Genomic DNA, 22,496 nt, shown 5'->3' on the forward strand with positions numbered 1-22,496 from the left:
ATTTTCTGATTCAAGTTCTCTTAAGCAGATCCACTGCTTCCGCCAGCCCGACTCTCACCTGCTCCGCCGCCTCACGTAGCGGCTTGATGCTTATCTCACCGGCTTGTGCTTCATCATCACCAATAATAACGGCGAAACGCGCGCCGCTGGCATCCGCTTTTTTCATCTGCGCCTTGAAGCTGCCATCGCCACAATGCAGAATTGACTTGAGTCCGCTATCGCGCAAATATCTGACAGTCTTCCAGGCGGCCCCATTCGCAGCCTCGCCTTGATGTATCACATACACATCCGGTACGGGGTGCGGTATTTCCCCGCCGCATTCCACCATCAGCGCCAGCACACGCTCCACGCCCATGGCAAAACCGCACGCTGGCGCCGCCGATGCCGGTTTGCCGCCGATCTGCTCCACCAGTCCGTCATAACGGCCGCCGGCGCATATGGCGCCTTGCGCACCGAGCTTCCCGGTGACCCATTCGAATACGGTGCGGTTGTAATAATCCAGCCCTCTTACCAGCCGCGGATTGATCTCAAAGTCCACTCCCTGGTCGCGCAGGAGTCGCTGTAACGTCTCGAAATGCGCCAGCGAGTCCTCGTCCAGGTCATCCAGCAACCGCGGTGCGCCGTCAATGATCTCTCTCATTTCGGAATTCTTGCTATCGAGTATCCGTAACGGATTGCTGTGCAACCGCCGGCGGGCATCATCATCGAGCCCATCCAGATGCCGCTCCAGATACCCGATTAATCGCGCCCGATGCAATGCGCGCGATTCAGCGCTACCCAGCGTGCCAATTTCCAGGCGTACATCCGAAATACCCAGCTTCTTCCACAATTCCGCACACATGACGATGAGCTCGGCGTCAATATCCGGGCCGGTATAACCCAGCGCTTCGACGCCTACCTGATGGAACTGACGGTAACGTCCCTTCTGCGGACGCTCATGGCGAAACATCGGACCGGAATAGTACAGTCTCTGCGGCCCCGGATAGAGCAGATTATGTTCCAGCACCGCGCGCACACAGGAGGCGGTTCCTTCCGGGCGTAATGTTAGGCTGTCGCCGTTGAGACTATCCAGAAAGGAATACATCTCTTTCTCGACGATATCGGTCACCGCGCCTATGGAACGCACGAACAGATCAGTCTGCTCGACGATCGGCATGCGGATGTTACGATAACCATAAGCCGTCATCCATTCCCGCACGGTCTGTTCAAAAAAATCCCAAAGGTATATCTGGTCAGGCAGGATGTCATTCATCCCGCGGATGGCCTGGATGGATCGGGTCATTGCCTGATTTCTGCGGTGCCTGACTTCTTCGGATATTTCGCCTGCACATACTCATCGACGATCTGGCGGAATTCTCCCGCAATATTGTCGCCTTTCAAGGTCACCGATTTTTGCCCATCTACATAAACCGGTGCCACCGGCCTTTCACCCGAACCAGGCAGGCTGATGCCGATGTTGGCATGCTTGCTTTCCCCGGGTCCGTTGACCACGCACCCCATCACCGCCAATGTCATATTTTCCACGCCTTCGTATTCCTCGCGCCACACCAGCATCTGGGTACGTACATAGCCTTGGATACTTTCCGCCAGCTCCTGGAAATAGGTGCTGGTGGTACGCCCGCAACCAGGGCATGCTGCGACCAGCGGGACAAACGCGCGCAGACCCGTGGTTTGCAGAATCTCCTGCGCCACCACCACTTCGCGAGAGCGGTCACCGCCTGGCTCCGGTGTAAGCGATATGCGGATGGTGTCGCCTATGCCGTCAAGAAGCAGCACTGACAGCGCGGCGGTAGAGGCCACGATTCCTTTCGAGCCCATACCGGCTTCCGTCAATCCAAGATGCAAGGCATAGTCGCAACGCGATGCCAGGTCGCGATAAACAGCAATCAAGTCCTGCACGCCGCTTACCTTGCAGGACAATATAATTCTGTCGCGCCCCAGTCCGATCTCCTCCGCCCTGGCGGCACTTTCCAGCGCGGAGGTAATCAATGCCTCACGCATGACAAGCGACGCATCCTTCGGATCACCGGATCGGGCGTTCTCATCCATGATGCGCGCCAGCAGTTCGGGATCGAGACTACCCCAGTTAACGCCGATACGTACCGGCTTCTCATATTTACAAGCCGCTTCAATCAGGATGGAAAATTGCTCGTCACGTTTTTTTCCGTGCCCCACATTACCCGGGTTGATACGGTATTTGGCCAATGCCTTCGCGCAATCGGGATATTCGGTCACCAGCTTATGGCCGTTGAAATGAAAATCGCCTATCAGCGGCACATGGCAGTCCATGTCATCGAGACGCGCACGGATGCCCGCCACCGCTTTAGCGGCTGCGGCGGTATTAACGGTGATGCGCACCAGTTCCGAACCGGCACGTGCGAGCTGGGCCACTTGTACCGTGGTGGCAATTTCATTTTCCGTATCGGTATTGGTCATGGATTGCACCACCACCGGCGCACCGCCGCCCACTGTGATGGACCCTACACGGACGCCGACACTATTTCGGCGCGGCGGAAAAATATTTTGTATCATAGTCATGATAGGTATGAGAATCTTATAAAAGTGAAAATTTCATTTGAGCGACAGACGTGCCGTCCCTCCATAGGCATTGATATAAGGTGCCAGATCCACCGGATTGTTATTGTAGACCAGCTTGACTGCAGCGGCGTTACCGATCGTAAGGGAGAATGGCGGCTTACCGTGTAACACCTGCTCTGTGCCACGGGGATTAATCCGCGAAAGTAGCAACCTGCCTCCACTATCCTTGACTTCAGTCCATGATTCTCCTTCAAATACGAGGCGAAGAACATCTCCGCCACCCGCCGGTTGAGGAGCAGAGATATTTGCTGATTCACGGGCAGAGGCGTTTGCCGGTTCAGGAGCGACAGCCGCTGGCGCGCTTTGCCGCGCCAGCGGCGCAGCGGGAATAGGAGCAGGGGCCGGAAGAGGAGCCGGCACCTCGTGTTTTTGTTCAGTTACCGTGGCTTCTTCAGCAGATGATACCAGGCCGCCGGTCGAGTTTGCGGAGGGTAACTGATTTTTTGGTGGCACATCACCTCGCTCCGGCCCGGTTCCAGTTTCCATTTTTACGGCCGGCTGCTTTCCTTTATTGCCTTCACTGGCATCATAAATTTCAAAGATCAGCAGCAGCACCAGAACGGCTACTCCCGCGATAATCAGGTTACGCTTCCCACCTCCCTGATTTGAAGGGAAGGGAATCCCCTCGGTCTGATACGAGATGGTTGGGGTGGGAGTGGGTGGAAGCGATTGCTCCAGGCGCTGCAATAACGGTGCAGCATCCATCTGCAACAACTTGGCGTAGTTTCGTACGAAGCCGCGCAGAAATGTTCCGCTTGCAAGATTGTCGTAGTCATCCTGCTCCAGCGCGGTAACCTGTCGCACCGATAACCGCAATTGCCGTGCCACGTCCTCAATATTCATGCCACGCGCCAGCCGCGCAGCCCGGAATTCGCGGCCCACGCCTGTTTCCACCTCGGCTGGCTTCGAACCCGCTCCGTGGTTGGCGCCACCATTCCTGTCAGTGGCGTTCATTACTCAAATCCGTGATTGCGCAGCGCCGATGCTTGTTTGGAATTTGGAAACGGTTTCCATGACCTGCACGGCGCCAATGACACTGTGAAGATATCCATCCGACTTCGCCTCATCTCGCCACTTCGACAATTCCACGGCTTGTTCGCCGGGTTTTGTCATGCACTTTTCCCGCAAGTTGCCCGCAGGCAGCGGCAATATCGTCACCACGGGTCTTGCGCACGGTTGTTACCAGTCCAGCCTCCATCAGCACATCGCGGAAGCGACGCACCGCCTCCGGCGATGAACGCCTGTACCCGGAATTGGGAAAAGGATTAAACGGGATCAGATTGAATTTGCAAGGCGTATCTCGCACCAATTGTACCAATTCACGCGCATGGCCCAGACTGTCATTGACACCATCCAGCATGACATATTCAAAAGTGATGAAATCCCGCGGCGCGGACTGAAGGTAGCGCTGACAGGCCGCCAGCAACTCCTTGATAGGATATTTCTTGTTAATGGGCACCAACTCGTCGCGCAGTACGTCGTTCGGCGCATGCAGCGACACCGCAAGAGCCACCGGACAACGCCCGCGCAACCGGTCCATGGCCGGAACCAGGCCCGAAGTACTCACCGTCACGCGCCGCCGCGATAGCCCATAGGCATTGTCATCCAGCATCAAATCGAGCGCGGTCACCACGTTTTCAAAATTGGCCAGCGGCTCGCCCATGCCCATCATGACGACATTAGTGACGGCACGGCCACGATTCTGAATGTTGGGATGGTTTGGAGGGCACACCCCTTTCTGACCATCAGGGATTCCCTCAAGTTCCACGATGGGCTCGCCATTAAATGTTCCCGCTAACGCTTTATTCGCCCACCACAACTGGCCGATAATTTCCGCAACCGTCAGATTGCGATTAAATCCCTGCCTGCCGGTGGAGCAAAATGTACATGCCAGTGCACAACCCACCTGGCTGGAAACGCACAGCGTGCCACGGCTGGTTTCGGGTATGAAAACTGTCTCGATGCCATTACCGGCACCTACTGACAATAGCCACTTGCGGGTGCCATCCGCGGCGGCATGATCGCTGATTAACTGGGGTGGCTCAATCACGGCGGTTGCGGAAAGCTTATCCCGCAATCCCTTCGCCAAATCACTCATACCCGCGAAATCGGCCTCGCCCGACCGGTGTATCCAGCGCAGCAACTGCCTGGCACGAAACGGCTTCTCGCCAATTTCCGCACAGAAACCGGCAAGAGCGTTCGCATCGAAATCGAGTAGATTGACGCTCATGATGTTGAGCCAGAAACCCTTTTAACCCTTTTTATCTGGAATAAATATTCAGTGCCGGAAAATAATAGGCAATTTCAACCGCCGCGGTTTCAGGTGCATCGGAACCATGCACCGCGTTGGCATCGATACTGTCGGCAAAATCTGCGCGTATGGTTCCTTTTTCCGCCTTTTTCGGGTCGGTCGCACCCATCAGATCCCGGTTCTTCCTGATCGCGTCTTCGCCTTCGAGCACCTGCACCATGACAGGCCCGGAAATCATGAATTTAACCAGATCATTAAAAAATGGGCGGCTGCGATGCACGGCATAAAAGCCCTCGGCTTCCGCCTGCGAAAGGTGCATCATGCGTGCCGCAATTATTTTCAAGCCACTGCTTTCAAAACGCGAATAGATTTCTCCAATTACATTTTTTGCCACCGCATCCGGTTTGATGATAGACAATGTTCTTTCGACAGCCATTAAATACTCCACTAAATTAAGAAATTAAAGTGTATTTTAACAAAGAAACCCTCTCCAAAGGCGGAAAAAAAGAAAAGGGCGGTTATTGGTCGAGATCGATCTGATAAACCCGGATAATCCATCAGGATGCGAGATGATGGCAAGGCGGGTTGCGAGACAGTTTTTCCGGTTGGGAGAAGCCTATAGCGTGCTCTATGGATGAGTTTTGTAGCAGCTTTTTGGATCCGGAGTTCTCCGTGTATTCACGCCATCAATCAAGTTTCACCGCCTGTACACGTGTGGGCCACGCGCCCCGGCCAATCGCTTTTGCTCCATCGAAAATGACATAACTCTGACGGCCGTAGTGCGGCAGAGGCCGTATCAGCGCCGCAAGCGAAGCCGCCTCCCGTGCGGACACCACCGCGAGCGTCATGCCATCGGAACGGCTTACCGTCCAGGCATGCGCCGAACCCTTGCCCCGCACGATCTCCGGCCGGCGAGGCAACTGATGCCGCGCAAGCCACGCATCGACTTGTTCCTCCAAACCAATCACCAATGCAGGCGCGGAGGGCAGACTATCCGTCGCCGGGACCAGTTTCAGGGCACGATTCTGAAGTTTACCTGCAAGCGTCTCGGCGGTACCGCGCACTTCACCGCTTTCCGGGAGCAGAATGGTTACTGCTGCCCTGTCAACCATGATCTGGCGCAGAATCGGCGGCGCTTCGTCGGGCATCAAGCGCCGGAATAACCGCAGGTCCGGATCAAGGATCACCTCCAGCGGGAGGGTACGTACATCAAGCGTAAAAGTCTGACGTCCATGTTCCAAATCAAGGGTCCGCATCTCTTCACCTTCTCCGGTACGAATCGCGACAGGTACCCGCAACCGGTACTCGGGCGCCGCCTGCTCGAGCGTGACGTTAACGCGATAACCGGAATCCGACTTCGTACGTTTGGCTTCCGCAATGCGCACGACGGGTGCTCCCGCGCGCGTGAGCCACTGGTCGAAGAAACTATTTAAATCCTGTTTGGACACTGTCTGGAATGCACCCCGTAGATCCGCCCACGAGGCGATACGGAAGCGCTGCTCGCGCCAGAACGCCTGTAGTGCGTGATCGAAGGTCTCGCGTCCGAGCAGATCGCGCAGCATCAGGAACGTCATCGCGGCCTTGTTGTAGCCCACGATCTGAGTAGCCCCGTGAGTACGCGAGGTAAAAGTGGTAAGCGGCGCATCCTGACCGGGCGACAGCGCGGCAAAATCGCGCAGCCAGCCACGACGCATCTCCCGCGCGGCTTCCGGACTTTCACGCTCCTTGTATGCATAGTCCGCCATGAATGTGGTCAGCCCTTCTGACCAGTTGCCCTGCGCGTAATCGGGATACACGCCGTTTCCCCACCAGTTATGCAACACTTCATGGCCCAGCGACGTGGAACGGATGAACGGCAGGCGCAGCACCTCGATGCCGAGATAGGTGAGTGTTGGCATGCCGAAACCCGTCGGCGTCGGACTCGATACGACACTGAATTCAGTAAACGGATACGCTCCGATCCACGACTCGTAAAGTTCGATATAGCTTTTTACCGAACTGAGATAGGCAGGCGCAAGATCTGCGATCTGGGGATGAAAGTAGGTTCGCAACTGGATAGTCTTGCCTCCCGCGCCACGCATCGTGCTTGTTTCCACTTTGTAGGGACCGGCCATGAGATCGATGCCGCCGGTCGGCGCAGGAAACTCGAAATGTGCACGATATCCCTCATCCGTTTCGGATTCCTCGACGAGGCGGCCCGCGACAATGCCGCGCTGCCCGCCTGGCAGTTCGATGCTCACATGGTAGCTAGCGAGTTTTTCCGCTATGTAAGGATACCAGCCGCTCGAATCGGGCAGAAAGGTCCCCGCGTCGCTACTCGCCGGTTCGTTCCTTCCCAGCGTCTGCGGATGATCAAGTGAAGTATCCAGTGCTGAAAGTTCGCCACGCCAATGAACCTCGATACGGCGTGGTATCTGCTTATCGCCCGGAATACGCCAGGCACGCATCTTGCCGGTAATCGCAGACGGACCGAGCGACGTCGCGTCAACACGCCCGTGCATGACCTCGAAACGACGGCCCAGCACCAGAGTCAGCTCCTCCGATGTCTTCGCTGTAATAACACTGCGCCCCTCAATGGTGCGTGCACCCGGATTAATCCGCACCGTAATGTCATAGTGGATTTCCGCGGTGTCCGCTGCTGCAGCAGGTACGATGGACGCGGCAGATGTGGCGGTTGCAACAAAAAACGGGAGTAGAACCCATGCAACGTTTCTCCCAATGCGGCAGAGGCGCGCGCCGCCTATCCGTCTCATTTCGGCACCGCCGGAAACTTGGCGATAATTTCCATCGTTTCGCCGCCACGTCTCAGTTTTAATGGCAGCCACGTTCCCGGAGCCTGCTGTTTGACGATATCCACAATATCATTGATACGCTTGATCGTGATACTTGCGGCTTCGGTGATGATGTCACTGTCGCGGATACCGGCTGTTTCGGCGATACTCCCCTTCTCCACCTGCAACACGCGGGCACCGCCATCCTGCGCCAATTCGAAACGGATACCCAGGCGCTGCCGCGGCAACTCATGCGAAACGACTGATAACGTATTAACGCCAAATACCGCATCGGCCAGCCCCCCGACCACCTGTCCGCAATGGGTCCCGCTATTCCATGGTAACAATGTGCCCACATCGGTAACGCGAAGGTCCTTCAACTGGTGGGGGACCCCATAACCATATTTGATATGTCCCGAGCCCATAATGCCGACCACAAGGGGGCGGCCCGGCCGATCCAGCGCCGAGTGTATGGCTTGCGCCATTGCCCTGTCCCACAGCTGCTGGCTCTCCACAAAGCGCCGAAAATCCGGATCATCCCGGCTGATTTCACCTTTCTTCCTGCCACCGCGGTCATGCTCACCGTAAAACGGCAGCAGGTAATCAAGATAAGCCGTACTTGGCGCAGCGGGTGGCATCACGCCTTCGCGCTCGCTCTCCGGAACCCCCTCGAAGCCCTTCTGGGAAGTTGCTCGCCGCAAACGCGCGTCGATATTGAGCGCCACCATTGGCACACGATTCATGCGCGCAAAATGAAACAGCGGCATATAAAGGCTCGCGTCCGTACTCCAGACGGCGTCCCAGTCCGCGGCAGCGAGAAACTGCACTTCCGAAAACTCACCAGCCACCCACTGATCGAGCGCTTTCTGTACCCTGCGCGGAAACATCTCGAAACCGATTACCATATCGGGACGCATTGCATGCAGCGCAGCGAGTACCTGCAATTGCCATCGATGATGCTCAGCGTTGTCATGCATTTCACCCAGCAACACCACCGAGTTCCTTGCGGCGCGGGCGATGACATCGGCGCCGGATATCTTCCCGCCGCCAGGTATGCTCCAGCTTCCGGCCGGTGCACAATCCGCTTTATCCTTGTTGCCCGCTTTGGCTTGGGCCCATGCGACGCGCGGACCGGCGGCGAACGCGAATAGCATGACGGCCAGAAATACCCCTTTGTACAAGACACCCCAGGGCAGATTGCTTCGAGAAATTGTCAAGCTGGATACTCCCTCATCGTGAATTATCGAACTTATCTCATCCGTATCCGAATTATTATAGTCGCAGCAGGCTGCCATACCCCGCACCTCATCCCACCCATTTTCGAGCATTCCTGAACATCCGCATCCACGGCGCATCATCACGCCAACCCGGATGCCAGGAATTCTGGGCGGCACGAAACCCGCGCTCCGGGTGTGGCATCAGTATGCTGAAGCGCCCATCCGGGGTGGTCACGCCGGCAATGCCGTGGGGAGAACCACTGGGGTTGAGCGGATAAATCTCGGTGGACTGGCCCCGGTTATCGACAAAACGTAGCGCAACCAAAGATGCAATAGCTGAGACCTTGTTCCGTCCGGTAAATTCAGCACAACCTTCCCCATGCGCAACGACGACAGGCATTCGGCTCCCGGCCATACCGCCAAAAAACAATGACGGGCTCTGCTGGATTTCCACCATGACGAAGCGCGCTTCGAACTGCTCCGATTTATTGCGCACAAAACGCGGCCAATGTTCCGCGCCAGGAATGATCTCATGCAGGTTACTCATCATCTGACATCCGTTGCAGACACCCAGCGCAAAGCTATCGGTCCGCTGGAAGAACGCTTCAAATTCGTCGCGGGCGCGAGGGTTGAACAGGATCGAGTTGGCCCAGCCTTCCCCGGCTCCCAGCACGTCGCCGTATGAGAATCCGCCGCATGCGGCGAATCCCTCGTAATCCCTGAGAGAAACACGTCCTGCGACGATATCGCTCATGTGCACGTCGGTCGCCGAAAATCCTGCCTGATCAAAGGCGGCGGCCATTTCCACGTGACCGTTCACGCCTTGCTCGCGCAAAATGGCCATTCGCGGCCGGATGCCGCTATTGATGTAAGGCGCGGAAATATCGTCGTCCACGTCGAAACTCAGTTGTGCATGCAGGCCGGGATCGGTGATATCGAGAATGCGATCATATTCCTGCTGCGCGCATTCGGGATTGTCGCGCAGCGTCTGCATCCGATAAGTGGTCTCTGACCATGCGCGGTGCAAGTCAACGCGCTTCTCAGCGAATATCGGCTTATTGTTGCGCAGGAACTGGACTTCATCCTTGTCATTGACTTCACCGATAACGAAGCACGCATCGCGCAAGCCTGCTTCCGACAGAATGGCCATCACATCACGGTGGTGTTCCGTTTTTATCTGGATCACCGCCCCCAATTCCTCATTGAACAGAACGGATATGATGCGCTCCATAAATCTCCCGCCCAGCGCCTCCGGCCGCAATTCATGACCGTCCACGTCATTCGCGAGCACATCAAAACATAGCTGATCGAGGTTGATGGTTATGCCAACGTGACTGGCGAACGCCATTTCACACAGTGTCGCGAATATGCCTCCATCGGAGCGGTCATGATAAGCAATTATTTTATCCTCATGATTCATGCGCTGTATCGCGGCGAAAAAGCCTCTGAGTTTCTCTGCTCCCTCCAGACCTGCCATGTCCGGCGCGTCATCGCCCACCTGCTTATAAACTTGTGCCAGCGCCGAACCGCCCAAACGGTTCCTGCCGCCACCCAGGTCGATCAGGACAAGTTCCGTCTCGCCACAATCCTTGCATAACCGCGGTGTAAGTGTTTTGCGCGCATCTGCTACTCTCGCAAAGGCGGAAACAATCAGCGACAGCGGCGCGGTCACCTCTTTTCTGATACTCGCGCCGCTATGGCCGGATGCCGGCTCCCATACCGTCTTCATCGACATGGAATCCTTGCCCACCGGAATACTGATTCCCAACTGGGGGCAAAATTCCATGCCTACCGCATGCACGGCATCGAACAAAGCTGCATCTTCCCCAGGGTGCCCTGCCGCAGCCATCCAGTTGGCGGAAAGTTTGATCTCTCCGATATGTTCAATCCGCGCGGCTGCGATGTTGGTGATCGCTTCGCCCACCGCCATGCGTGCTGAAGCAGCGGGATCTATGAGTGCCACTGGCGTGCGCTCACCCACAGCAAAGGCTTCGCCCAGATAAGTCCGGTAGCCCATCAGTGTCACCGCCACATCCGCTACCGGTACCTGCCACGGCCCCACCATCTGGTCACGTGCGGTCATACCGCCGACGGTACGATCGCCGATGCTGATGAGAAAAGTCTTGTCCGCCACCGCGGGTAACCTCAACACCCGGTAGGCTGCTTCTCGCAGATTCAATCCCGCCGTATCGAACGGCAACAGCGTTCTCCCGATATGCGTCACATCCCGAATCATTTTTGGCGGCTTGCCCAACAGTACCGAGAGATCCATATCAACCGGCCGATTGCCAAATACGGGATCGGCCACGATAAGCTGTTGTTGCGCCGTCGCTGTGCCCACCACCGCGAACGGACAACGTTCACGCTCACAAATTGACTGGAACAGCGCCAATGACTCCGGCCTGATTGCGAGCACATAGCGTTCTTGCGCCTCGTTGCTCCAGATTTGCATTGGCGACATGCCCGATTCTTCCGAGGGGATATCACGCAAATTAAAACGCCCCCCGCGTGCGGAACCATGCAGTAGCTCGGGCAGTGCGTTCGATAAGCCGCCTGCGCCGACATCGTGAATCGAAAGAATCGGATTAGGCTCGCCCTTTCTCTCCATCTGCCAGCAGTAATCGATGACTTCTTGTGCGCGCCGCTCCATTTCCGCATTGCCGCGTTGCACCGAATCAAAATCGAGACGCTCTGCATTCACCCCGGTATCCATACTGGAAGCCGCACCGCCGCCAAGACCGATCAACATCCCCGGTCCGCCCAATTGAATCAATAGGCCGCCGGCTGAGAATTCTTCCTTGAAGGAATGGCGTTCGGCGATATGACCTATCCCTCCAGCCAGCATGATGGGCTTGTGATAACCGCGCATTTCGCCCGCGACAAATTCCTCGAAGGTACGGAAATACCCCGCCAGATTGGGCCGTCCGAATTCATTGTTGAATGCCGCGCCCCCAATGGGGCCCTCCAGCATGATTTGCAGGGCCGACGCGATGCGCGATGGCTTACCGTAAGAATGCTCCTCCCCCGATTGCTGGTGCACTTCCCAAGGCTGAACAAATCCGGGAATACTCAAATTGGAAACCGAGAAACCGCTCAGTCCAGCCCTGGGTTTGGCGCCCCGGCCAGTTGCGCCTTCATCGCGGATTTCCCCGCCCACCCCGGTGGCGGCACCCGGATAAGGCGAAATCGCGGTGGGATGATTGTGCGTTTCCACTTTCATCAGGATATGCGTTGGCTCCTCCGCATAACCGTAAGCATTATCCTCGCCGGGGTAAAAACGGGCGACCTTCGCCCCTGCGATAATGGAAGAATTATCCGCATAGGCCACCACTGTACCTTGCGGATTCTGGTGGTGAGTATTGCGTATCATCGAGAACAGCGACTTCGCTCGTGGCTCGCCGTCTATCACCCAGTCGGCGTTGAAAATCTTATGACGGCAATGCTCGGAATTGGCCTGGGCAAACATCATTAACTCCACATCGGTGGGATTGCGTCCAATCCGGGTGAAATAGGCTGCAAAATAGGCAATTTCGTCCTGCGACAATGCAAGCCCCATTGCGTTGTTGGCGTTCTGCAATGCATCGTCTCCACCTGCCAGCACATCCACTGTGGTGAGCGGTATGGGCTCAAAATGTCTGAACAATTTTCCCGCATCGTCGAATGAGCTGAATACCGCTTCGGTCATGCGATCGTGTATCAGCCCAAGTACCGCAATCCTGCCATCGGCCGAGAGTCCAGCAGCAGACTTATCTTCCGTCTGAACATAAAATGCCACGCCGCGTTCCAGCCGCTCCACCGCTTCCAGTCCGCAATGGTGGGCGATATCGGTGGCTTTGGATGACCATGGAGATATGGTACCGGGACGAGGCAGCACCAATAGCAGCTCACCTGTGGCATGGCTGGCCTGCCGTTCGATATCGCCTCTCAGGGGAACGTCCTTCGGCGTGACCTTGAGCAATCTTTCAAGAATGACGCTTTCATTTGGCTGCAGCGCGCGCCCGAGCGCGCAAAAATGCCAATATTCCGCATAAATGTGGGAAACTTGCGGAGCGGCAATTTTGAGCGCGCTCGCCAATTTTTCCAGGCGGAATGGAGAAAGCGCGCTGCCACCACGAAGTCGAAGCATCCGGCGAAATAGATCAATAAGTTGAAAATGTAATTTTACCCCAGATAATCCATTAGGACGCGAGATGATAGCGAGGCAGGTTGCGAGACAGTTTTGTTGGTTGGGAGAAGTCCATAGCTGGTCTATGGACGCCGAGCAAGCGGCGGAAATGGCCGCAAACTGACCGCACTCGCGTAGGCTCGGAGGTCCGCCTAATCGGATTATCTGGGTTTACACGAGAAGACAAGCTGGCCGCAGCCCGATAAACGTTTGATAAACGATAATATGCGTAATTACTCCACCGCCGTTTACACCACTGCCGAGATCCGGGAAATCGAGCAACTCGCGGCTGCATTGCCTGGACCCCCTGCCTTGATGGAAAAAGCCGGTCTTGCCGCTGCCGAAGTCGCACGGGACAGGTTGTTGATCTACGGAAGAACTCGAGTGCTGGTGCTGGCAGGTCCGGGTAATAACGGCGGCGATGCTTTCGCGGCGGCACGCCATCTGCAAGCCTGGTGGTTCAAGGTGACGCTGGTATTCACCGGCCAACGCTCAACCTTGTCCAGCGATGCCCAGCGCATGCTGGATGCCTGGCTCACTGCGGGAGGCAAGATATTTTCCGGGATCCCGGAAAATGAGAAATGGGATATGGTGATAGATGGACTGTTTGGCATTGGTCTCGATCACCATGAAGGAAGAGAACTGGCGGGTCAATACCTTGCCCTGGTTAATACTGTCAACCGCATGAACCTGCCTGTGCTTGCCCTCGATATTCCCAGCGGCTTGGGCAGTGACAGCGGCCAGGTACGCGGCGCGGCGATCCGGGCCGCCATGACGGTCACGTTTATTGGCCTCAAACCCGGCCTCGTGACTCATCAGGGTCCTGAATATTGTGGTGAAATCTTGTTGGACGATCTCGATCTCAATACGCTTTCCCTAAGAGAACCCGCCTCATGGATCATGGACCAGCTTTTGGCTCAAACGCTACTGCCGCCGCCCCGCTCCGCCAGCAGTCATAAAGGCACGTACGGCAGTGTCGGTATAATTGGTGGATCAACAGGAATGATGGGTGCGGCACTTCTGGCAGGCACAGCGGCATTGAAGCTGGGTGCGGGCCGCGTCTATCTCGGTTTGATTGCAGGTAAGGCACTTGAGGTGGACACTACGCAGCCTGAACTGATGCTGCGTCCTGTACATGAAATATTCAAGCTCGATCAACTGAGCTGCTTGGTTGTCGGTCCAGGGCTGGGAATGAGACCCGATGCCCGTTTCTGGCTAAGTTCAGCGCTGGAATCCACTCTGCCCCTGGTGCTGGATGCCGATGCATTGAATCTCATTGCCACGCATTCCAGCGTTGCCAATCTGCTACGGAAACGCAAGGCTCCGTCCACTCTTACCCCACATCCCGCCGAAGCCGCACGGCTGCTGAACATGGATATCTCAGCGATTCAAAATGACCGCATGGCTGCTGCGGCGAATCTGGCGAAGAAGTTCAATTGTTGCGCAGTATTGAAAGGTGGGGGCAGCATTTGTGCCGTATCCGGTGGCAAACGTTATATCAATACCAGCGGCAATCCCGGCTTAAGCAGCGCGGGAACAGGCGATGTACTGTCCGGCATCGTAGGCGCTTTACTGGCGCAGGGAGTAAGTTCGGAGAATGCGCTATTGCTGGCGGTTTATCTGCATGGGGCCGCGGCGGATATATTGCTGAAGCAACAGGGCGGCCCGGTGGGAATGACCGCCTCGGAAATCTCGAATACTGCACGCAACCTGTTGAACCAGTGGGTTTACAGCCCTGAAATTCACTAGGACCTGGTTTTCTTCCCCGGATGGGTTCACCAGTCATGAGACCATCGATGCCAAAGAATCATTGTTTTCGCAAGATATATTCATGCGCGGCACCGCACAGATAAGATAGGTTTTTGCATGTATATTGTGAAATATTGAGCTAAACCCAATTTCATTAAAGGAGAAATACCGATGTCCGTGCTCGTCACCCATCTCGCACCCGACTTCACCAAACCCGCCGTTCTGCCGGATGGGAGCTTCAATGAGGCTTTCAACTTTCATACCGAAATTTCGGGCAAGTATGCTGTACTGTTTTTTTATCCACTGGATTTCACCTTTGTCTGCCCTTCGGAAATCATTGCTCACTCTCACAGGGCGGAAGAATTCCGCAAACGCAATGTGGAAGTCATCGGGGTTTCGGTAGACTCGCAGTTCACCCATTACGCCTGGCGAAACACCGCTGTGGACAAAGGAGGTATCGGTCCGGTAGGCATCACCCTGGTGGCCGACGTGGGGGGAGAGGTCATGCATGCCTATGGTGTCGGTCATCCAGACCATGTTGCCCTGCGCGCTTCTTTCCTGATCGATAAACACGGTATCGTGCGCCACCAGGTGGTCAACGACCTGCCGCTGGGACGTGATGTGGACGAAATGCTGCGCATGGTGGACGCGTTGCAATTCTACGAAAGCCACGGCGAGCTCTGCCCTGCCGGCTGGAAAACAGGAGATCCCGGCATGAAGGCCTCTCCCGAGGGTGTAGCCGAATATCTGGGTGAACACGCAGAGGCGCTTTGAGTTAATCCGCCAATGACGGAATAAAGAGAGTGCGGCAATCTAGGAAATGGTTGTGGATTATAGAGTTGATCATCAAATGCTTGGAAAAGGATCTCTGGATTTCCGCTTTCGCGGGAAAGACGAAGCTTTTCATTTGATGGCTAGCTCTATGAAGGGGCTGCGCTGTTCGGATTATTTGCAACCAAAAGGAGAAAAGCATGAGCTTCGATAAAGACAAAGTCATCGCATTGTTGAACAAGATCATGGAACTTGAACTCGCCGGCGTGGTGCGTTATACGCATTATTCATTGATGGTCTTCGGCTATAACCGCATTCCCGTCGTGGAATGGCTCAAGAAAGAGGCCGACGAAGGATTAGTGCATGCCCACAAAGCGGGTGAGCTCGTTACCCTGCTGGGGGGATATCCTTCACTGTCCATTGGGCCGCTGCTGGAGACGCACCATCACGACATCGGCGATATCCTCAGGGAATCCATGGCACACGAGGGCGAAGCCTGTGCGGCCTATCATGAACTGCTGGAACTGATTCAGGGCAAATCGGTATTGCTGGAAGAGTACGCTCGCGAACTCATCGTCGCGGAGGAGATGCACGCCGACGAAGTCAACAAGATGCTGCGCCGGACGGGTAAAACAGGCGTGTATGAGTCCGCCAAGTAGCCACATTTTTAATGCGGACCAGGTTCTCAGGCATCCCTCAGACATCTGGGGGTTCCCTGATGTGAAGCGAGTTACTCGTCGCTTCGCAAATCGTTGTACACCATCACCATGCCGCTTAATTGAATCATCAGTTCAACCTCGCTTTCCTCTTCATCAAGGATCTCACCGGATTCGTAGAGTTTCATTAACGCATGCAGTGCATCGACAGGACTCGCATCAAAGATGTCAGCGGACTCAGCCGGCTGCAAGGTGATTTCAACAGGGTTCATGCCCGCCTCTTTTTAGTGCGGATAATTATCAAAAACCGGTTCGTACATATAGTGCATCAGCTTGGCGTTCATCATATGGGCGCACATCCCATAAACCCTAGCCGAAGCGCTTTTTCTTGGTTATAACGGAGGGCGCGGCATGATAAATGCGCCGGTTTAAACTGGAATCCCGTAAGCCGATGGTTCTACCACGATATGAGTCTTTGAAGATACCGGGATCATTGAATGTGCTATTGGCATCATTCAAGCAGCCGCCTTCATTTCTCATAACCGGCAAGTCCTGCCCGGGCTCCCTGTCAAGCAAAAGTTGATCAGCCTGACTCGCGGATGATACGGGCATCACCAATGCGGATAATTCAGGTTTCATGCTGCCTCCTGTGAATGTAAGAGCTAAACCAGGATAAACTCGTAAATTGATTGATACGCTCAGGCTAACTGGAACAGATGGCGTTTCGATGAAAGATTTGTGAAAGTTTTACAATCAATTGAATGCGGGTCGGGTAAGGACAGAAGCTGCTTCAGCTTTGCTTCTTTGAGATTTCCATGATGTTCCACTTGGGGCCTGAATATTCAAAGGTGACCGGCTCCAGCGGTGCCCGTTCGCACCCATCGCGCATCAACGCGGCCGTTTCCCCCAGCGCTATTTCCTGTAGGCGGCAGCGCATATTCAATACGCCATCGCTGGACTCAAAAACACCGCAGGTGCGCGAGGTCTCGCCATCCGCCCGATAGCTTTCGGATGCTACGTGAGACCCCACATCATTCATGACTGCCACGGGCAAATGGGGATATCGTCGCCTCGCTTCTCGAATCCATCGCAACAAACTTGCCTGTTGAGCGCAATCGTATACATTGCCATCAACCAGGACCATGTCGTAATCTTCCAGATCCGGCTCGGGAAAGCTTTCCAGCGATCTTCGCTCCAGCCTGTGCTTTGATTTTTCAAGCAACAGTTGCAGGATGCAACGCGCATCCTGTCTCTCTCCAACCAGAAGAATATTCATGCGACCTTCCTTTGCGCATCCTCGGGCAGCGTACCGAACAGGGCAAACTCCGTGATGGCGTCGATCTCAATGTAGCAGGCTACGGTTAGAACTCGTCCAATCTTGATGGGCGCTCCCAGTCTGGAGACGTTTACACCAAGTTTGCGTATCAGCCTCTCCACGGCAACGGTAGTTACGGTTACATAGCGCTTTATCCCGTTGTTTTGTGCAAAGAGAAACAAGGTCCGCATCATTTGTACGGGAATATCGCTAAACCCGAATCCCGCACTTTCATATTTTGGAACCGTCACCGCAAACCGGCTCAATTCCCACACGTCGGCCTGCCGGGGTGCCGGTTGTCCATGCAATAATTGTGGGAACGTATCCTTCAGCATGTTGGGACCGATGGTGGGAAGCAGCCGCCAGCAGCCCAGTACCTCATCTTCATCACCTTTTGCCAAGACATAGACCGGATTTGCATGATCGAACTCATCATGTTCCATTCCATTATCGTTGGTTACCTCCCACCCCAGCCGATCATGGAAGACTTCGTGTCTCAGCCGATACATTCCTATCACCGCCCGTTGATCCAATGAACCGTTTCCGTGCCGCGCAAGCATGATCTGTCCCATTTTTGCCCCGTCCAGGTTGTTAATGACGGTGCTATGAGACAACGGAATGAAGACCCCGGATAGCTGTAGAATCTTACAGGAAAAAACGGAAGATACTTGCTGTAACCGTTAGCTGTGGCGGGTTACAGGCTTTCGCACAAGAGCCGTATCGAGCCGGATTTTTGATGAAGTTTTTGGGAAAGGGGGGTTGGATAAGCGATGTTCAGGTTTGTCCTGCCTTTTGCGTCGTAGATCTCCACGCGCGTAAAGCGTCATAAACCGTAGGGCAATGAAATGGACTCCTCCCTCCTGGCGGCATCGAAGTGTGCCAGACTGTAATTTCGACAAACAGTCAACAGAAGGAGGAGTCCATTTCATTGCCCTACGCCTACTGGGTGGGTCGATCGCGAGCGCGAACCATGCCGCCATGGGGTGGCATGGCGACGATGATACTGTTAATTAAAATTAAAGCGGATAGAACCGAATGCGCTCAGTGGATTGCCCGGTAATGCCCCGGCAAATGTGGGGTTGGTGTAATAAGTTGCGTCCGTCAGATTTTTTATATTGACCGCGAGATGCATTCTTTTAATGCTATAAGATACAGCGGCATCAAGCACGACATAAGACGGTATCTTCAAAAGATTCAAGGTGTCGGCATAACTGTCGCCCTTGTATGTGACCCCGAAGCCAAGCATTAATCCACGTGCCAGACCGCTTTGCAGCGTATAGGTGCCCCACAAACTGCCCATGTGGGTCGCAACGCCAGCGGGACGGGTTCCAAAAACACTTCTGGTTATGCCAAGTACAGCATTGGTGGCCACATTGCGTGATAATGTTTCAGGATCCATCCACACCCCGTTACCGATAATATTCAGGCCGGGCATCGGACGCACGCCGAAGGAGATTTCCACCCCGCGCGACCGGTCATTGCCATCCTGAGTGGCTTGACCCCCTGAACCGGGCAAGGTGATGAAATAGTTATTGCGGCTGGTTTGGAACAGTGCCACGTTAAAATCAACCTTGCCATCCAGCAATGCGGTCTTGGCACCCACTTCTATCTGATCCGAGGTCTCCGGCGCCCTGGATACGTTTTGAGCTTCGGTTGCCAGATTAATGAAGGCGCCCGTGCTATAGCCCGTGTAAAAGGCTAAATTCTTGGTGGGCTGATATACCCCTCCCGTCGAATAAGTGGTCAACGACTTCGTCTCCACAATTTCACGATACCCATAATTACCTGAAACAGATTGAAATCCCTTGTCGCTGTACTTTACCAAGTCGTTGCGAATGCCGAGACGGAGCTTGAATTTGTCCGTTAAATCAATCTGATCCTGGGCGTAGAAAGAAGTCTGATCGCTGCTGATTCTGCGGTCAAAAATTGGTCTGCGGGTAAGTCCATTTAATGAGGTTTCCGGAATGACCGGGTTTAAAAGATTAATGTTGAGTAAAGTGAAGTCAGCACGAGTGGTCTGGATATCCGTATTCTTGTATTCGAACCCGCCCAGGAACGTGTGCTTGACCGGGCCCGTATTCGTTTTCCAGATAAACTCGTTTTGCAATTGGGTGTAACCCGCGTTATCGAATTGCGACCTTACGTCGCGTCCGGTAACAATACCCGCCGCATTCCCCTGATTTCCCCCGCCATTTCGTATCAGGTCAAGCGTCCGGGCATCGTATGTGAATGCCGTGCGCATACTTAAAACGTCGGATATCGCCCAGTTATGGATAAGGCCGAGGCGATTGATCGTATGATCCGTTTTATTAAAGGGCGTGTAGTAGCGAGTCTCCCGGGAGACACTGGCTATATGGGAGTTACCATCGAAAAGTATCCCGTAATTATCGGGCTTGATTTTCATCTCCCGATGATCGAAGTCTATCAAGAGGGTTTTGTCGGGTGCCAAACGCCAGATGAAGCTGGGGGAAGCCTCGACGATATTGCGCTCAAGCCCGCGGAAACCATCGGTATGCTCCATATTGGCGATCACGCGTCCAGCCATGTTTGGCATATAAGGGATAGCGCCGGTCAGGTCCAGAAAGCCATTGCGCGTACCAAAACTGCCCAGCATGGTACCCACCGACATATCAAAATTGTACTGAGGTTTCTTGGTGATCATGTTGATGCTGCCGCCGGGACCGGCTACGCCGAATAGCGCGGAGCCAGGACCCTTTAATACTTCGATGCGATCGACATCGTACATGGTGCGGAAATAGCTGTTTTGCGCCCCCCCGTCGGGCAGATCGTCACGTAAATAGCTCAGCGCCAGACCTCGTGAAGTGAAGCTGTTACCGAATCCATAACCGCCGCCCATCAAAGGCTGCACGCTGCTGACGTTGCGCATGGCGTCATTCATGTCGATTGCGCCTTGCTCTTGCAGCAAGGCTGCCGGCACGACGGCAATGCTGGCGGGAATATCACGTAATGGCGTATCTGTCTTGCTTCCCGTTCGGGCTATATCCTCCAGTGTGCCGGGACGGACCCGGCCGGTGGTAATCTTGATTTCAGGCAACGCAGTGCTTTTTGCCTCACTTTTTGCCTCGTTTCCTGCCTCGCTTTTTACCAGTTTGTCAGCGCTATCCTGGGCTGCCGCATGCAGCGGCACCAATACCAATGCTATCAACATGGGTATTAACCCCAAGTGAGCCCGCCTCAATCCGAATCCCGACACATGTTTCATAACGTCTCTATTTTTAATGTTATTAATGTTATTGGCTGGCTACAAGCTGCGGGCTACAGGCTGCGGAGCTTACTGGCTGGCTGTGGATACCTCCTGGCGGATGCGGGAGGCAAAAGAATACAATTTACATCGGCATCGTTACATGAATATCCAATCCATAAAAGGGTGCAATTTCATGATAGTACGATCGTGTTCAGCATAAGAACAAGTAAAGCGGTGAGCGTAGTACCGATCAGACCCGCCGCCAGCAGCCGCGGGCCATGCAGGCGGCTCCACAGCAGCGTTCCGGTTATCGCCAGAATGAGCAGAGCGCCGGCTAATGTGTCGGTGAGCAATATCCATGCGTTGGACATCCCGCTTCCCTTGTGAAAATTGGCGAGAGTTGCCCAGAGATTGGCATCTTTCTGCTCAATATGCGTATCCGCGTCACCTTTCCAGTACTCCGCATTTACATTCAGATTGGGTGCAATGAGCGTAATACGCCAGTTTTCTGGTTGCTCGATTTGGCCTCCCCCCCACGGAACCGGACCGGCAGGTTTTTTCTGGACGCGGGATTTAGCGTCAGGCAGCTTGAATTCTGCCCGTAGCCATGCCTCCAGGGCCTCGGGGGTTTGCAGGCTGGCGGCGGGCGGAGTAAGCACCTGGCGGGTTTCTTCCTGCTTGGCCAGCGGGATTTTCATCTCGGTGCGATGATTGAGCAGGATGCCGGACACGCCGAACAGCAATCCCATCGCCGCCCCCCATAACCCCATCCATGCATGCGTACGGCGCAGCCAGACAAGAAAACGGCCGCGCTTCATGCCTTGCGACAGAAACAGGTAGCCGCGCGGTTCAACGGGGGGCGGCTGGCGCGAGTCAGCTGCACGCGGCTGAGCTATGTGTGCCTCAGCCGGACGTGCTCCGGTTGCCCGCGACTCAGGTTCGCTTGTACCGGATTGCGGTGTACTCATTTGTAAACACTAAGCGTGACTTTATGGATCTCGATGGCGTAAGGCTTACCCTCGAATTCCCCTGGGTTCTTATGTTCATATTTCGCTTCAATCACATAAAGGCCGGATTCAGGCAGCGAAAAAGAGACTTCCCCTTTCTCATCAGTCGTCAGATGCTTCTCCCATCCATTCGGCGCAATAACGATGATCTCGGTTTTTGCCGCAGGCTTGCCCATGAAGCTCAACCGCAGCAAATCGCCGGTGTTCTCTATATCCAGCGGCAAACTGCCGCCTTTGCCAAAGCGTGCGTACAAAAAGCGTTTTGAAACAGGGCCGGGATTTTCGCCTTGTGGTTCACGTATAGGCTGTTTAAGTGCCTGCACCAACACCGCATTGCCCGTGGTATTACCGGGTATCGCAAAGTAACCATTCTCGCGGATGGGTTTGACGGGATTTTCCTTGCCTGCCGCGTCAATCACCGTCGCCGCAGGCTCGACGATACCGTCGAGCCTGCCGGGTGAAGTTTCACGCAGATTCTCGCTATATTCCCCGAAATAAAGCTTGATGGCTTTGGCATCGTTCTCCAGCCACAGTGCATGAGCCGAGGCATTGAGACTGAACAGACCGCTAACGATAGCAGCAGTGGCGGCAAGTATGATGTGCTTGGACCTCATAAATATTTTCCTTTTTGGTGAGTTTTGATGGGTTACGCTATGCTCCACCCATCCTACGTGAGCCTTTTCTATATGCTTTCTTTCTCTATTTCATGAAGTCTTGAGGCATTTTTTACATTCCCTCCATACGATTGTTAGTAGGATGGGAAGCGTAGCGCAACCCATCATTCGGCCCAT

The 22,496-nt window shown here is 54.8% G+C and carries 18 protein-coding genes; 3 read left to right on the forward strand and 15 right to left on the reverse strand.

Going from position 1 to position 22,496, the window contains the following annotated elements:
* Positions 1 to 10 precede the first annotated feature (10 nt).
* The 8 genes from hisS to purL form a co-directional block, all read right to left on the reverse strand.
* Positions 11 to 1,282: a histidine--tRNA ligase gene (gene hisS / locus BLR00_RS00175; RefSeq protein WP_074630260.1), complete on the reverse strand. Its 1,272-nt coding sequence runs from the start codon at positions 1,280 to 1,282 to the stop codon at positions 11 to 13.
* Positions 1,279 to 2,532, reverse strand: a complete 1,254-nt coding sequence (gene ispG / locus BLR00_RS00180) for a flavodoxin-dependent (E)-4-hydroxy-3-methylbut-2-enyl-diphosphate synthase (RefSeq protein WP_074634045.1) — start codon at positions 2,530 to 2,532, stop codon at positions 1,279 to 1,281. Before ispG ends, hisS begins: the two co-directional genes overlap by 4 nt.
* 39 nt (positions 2,533 to 2,571) lie before the next feature.
* The gene (locus BLR00_RS00185) at positions 2,572 to 3,552 is read right to left on the reverse strand and encodes a RodZ domain-containing protein (RefSeq protein ID WP_074630261.1); all 981 of its coding nucleotides are present in this window, start codon (positions 3,550 to 3,552) and stop codon (positions 2,572 to 2,574) included.
* A 109-nt stretch (positions 3,553 to 3,661) separates the two neighbouring features.
* Positions 3,662 to 4,828: a 23S rRNA (adenine(2503)-C(2))-methyltransferase RlmN gene (gene rlmN / locus BLR00_RS00190; RefSeq protein ID WP_074630262.1), complete on the reverse strand. Its 1,167-nt coding sequence runs from the start codon at positions 4,826 to 4,828 to the stop codon at positions 3,662 to 3,664.
* A 31-nt stretch (positions 4,829 to 4,859) separates the two neighbouring features.
* A complete protein-coding gene (gene ndk, locus BLR00_RS00195; RefSeq protein ID WP_074630263.1) occupies positions 4,860 to 5,285 on the reverse strand; it encodes a nucleoside-diphosphate kinase in 426 nt (141 codons plus the stop codon).
* A 250-nt stretch (positions 5,286 to 5,535) separates the two neighbouring features.
* Positions 5,536 to 7,602: a M1 family metallopeptidase gene (locus BLR00_RS00200; RefSeq protein WP_074630264.1), complete on the reverse strand. Its 2,067-nt coding sequence runs from the start codon at positions 7,600 to 7,602 to the stop codon at positions 5,536 to 5,538.
* Complete coding sequence (locus BLR00_RS00205; protein WP_256324011.1) at positions 7,599 to 8,837, reverse strand: ChaN family lipoprotein; 1,239 nt, start codon at positions 8,835 to 8,837, stop codon at positions 7,599 to 7,601. Before BLR00_RS00205 ends, BLR00_RS00200 begins: the two co-directional genes overlap by 4 nt.
* Positions 8,838 to 8,925: 88 nt before the next feature.
* On the reverse strand, positions 8,926 to 12,963 hold the full coding sequence (gene purL, locus BLR00_RS00210) for a phosphoribosylformylglycinamidine synthase (RefSeq protein ID WP_074630265.1): 4,038 nt from the start codon (positions 12,961 to 12,963) through the stop codon (positions 8,926 to 8,928).
* A 264-nt stretch (positions 12,964 to 13,227) separates the two neighbouring features.
* Here purL and BLR00_RS00215 point away from each other — a divergent pair, with 264 nt between their 5' ends.
* The 3 genes from BLR00_RS00215 (at position 13,228) to BLR00_RS00225 (ending at position 16,181) form a co-directional block, all read left to right on the forward strand.
* Complete coding sequence (locus BLR00_RS00215; RefSeq protein ID WP_074630266.1) at positions 13,228 to 14,751, forward strand: bifunctional ADP-dependent NAD(P)H-hydrate dehydratase/NAD(P)H-hydrate epimerase; 1,524 nt, start codon at positions 13,228 to 13,230, stop codon at positions 14,749 to 14,751.
* Between the two features lie 171 nt (positions 14,752 to 14,922).
* On the forward strand, positions 14,923 to 15,525 hold the full coding sequence (locus tag BLR00_RS00220) for a peroxiredoxin (RefSeq protein WP_074630267.1): 603 nt from the start codon (positions 14,923 to 14,925) through the stop codon (positions 15,523 to 15,525).
* 197 nt (positions 15,526 to 15,722) lie between these two features.
* Positions 15,723 to 16,181 (forward strand): ferritin-like domain-containing protein, encoded by a 459-nt coding sequence (locus tag BLR00_RS00225; RefSeq protein ID WP_074630268.1) that lies wholly within the window; start codon positions 15,723 to 15,725, stop codon positions 16,179 to 16,181.
* Between the two features lie 71 nt (positions 16,182 to 16,252).
* On the opposite strand, the gene BLR00_RS00230 is transcribed toward BLR00_RS00225, so the two are convergent.
* The 7 genes from BLR00_RS00230 to BLR00_RS00260 all read right to left on the reverse strand — a co-directional run bounded on the left by BLR00_RS00230 (position 16,253) and on the right by BLR00_RS00260 (position 22,319).
* Positions 16,253 to 16,450: a hypothetical protein gene (locus tag BLR00_RS00230; protein WP_074630269.1), complete on the reverse strand. Its 198-nt coding sequence runs from the start codon at positions 16,448 to 16,450 to the stop codon at positions 16,253 to 16,255.
* Positions 16,451 to 16,547: 97 nt separating this feature from the next.
* Entirely contained in the window at positions 16,548 to 16,817 is a 270-nt protein-coding gene (locus BLR00_RS00235) for a hypothetical protein (protein ID WP_074630270.1), read from the reverse strand.
* Between the two features lie 151 nt (positions 16,818 to 16,968).
* Complete coding sequence (locus BLR00_RS00240) at positions 16,969 to 17,454, reverse strand: hypothetical protein (RefSeq protein ID WP_074630271.1); 486 nt, start codon at positions 17,452 to 17,454, stop codon at positions 16,969 to 16,971.
* The gene (locus BLR00_RS00245) at positions 17,451 to 18,065 is read right to left on the reverse strand and encodes an acyl-homoserine-lactone synthase (protein WP_218124298.1); all 615 of its coding nucleotides are present in this window, start codon (positions 18,063 to 18,065) and stop codon (positions 17,451 to 17,453) included. The genes BLR00_RS00240 and BLR00_RS00245 overlap by 4 nt, the downstream gene beginning before the upstream one ends.
* 434 nt (positions 18,066 to 18,499) lie before the next feature.
* On the reverse strand, positions 18,500 to 20,716 hold the full coding sequence (locus tag BLR00_RS00250) for a TonB-dependent receptor (RefSeq protein WP_074630272.1): 2,217 nt from the start codon (positions 20,714 to 20,716) through the stop codon (positions 18,500 to 18,502).
* Between the two features lie 173 nt (positions 20,717 to 20,889).
* Positions 20,890 to 21,666, reverse strand: coding sequence for a PepSY-associated TM helix domain-containing protein (locus tag BLR00_RS00255; RefSeq protein WP_074630273.1), 777 nt, complete (start codon positions 21,664 to 21,666; stop codon positions 20,890 to 20,892).
* Positions 21,663 to 22,319, reverse strand: coding sequence for a DUF4198 domain-containing protein (locus BLR00_RS00260; protein ID WP_074630274.1), 657 nt, complete (start codon positions 22,317 to 22,319; stop codon positions 21,663 to 21,665). The genes BLR00_RS00255 and BLR00_RS00260 overlap by 4 nt, the downstream gene beginning before the upstream one ends.
* Between the last annotated feature and the right edge of the window lie 177 nt (positions 22,320 to 22,496).

Origin of the sequence: Nitrosospira multiformis, from assembly GCF_900103165.1 — a bacterium.
GTDB lineage: Bacteria > Pseudomonadota > Gammaproteobacteria > Burkholderiales > Nitrosomonadaceae > Nitrosospira > Nitrosospira multiformis_D.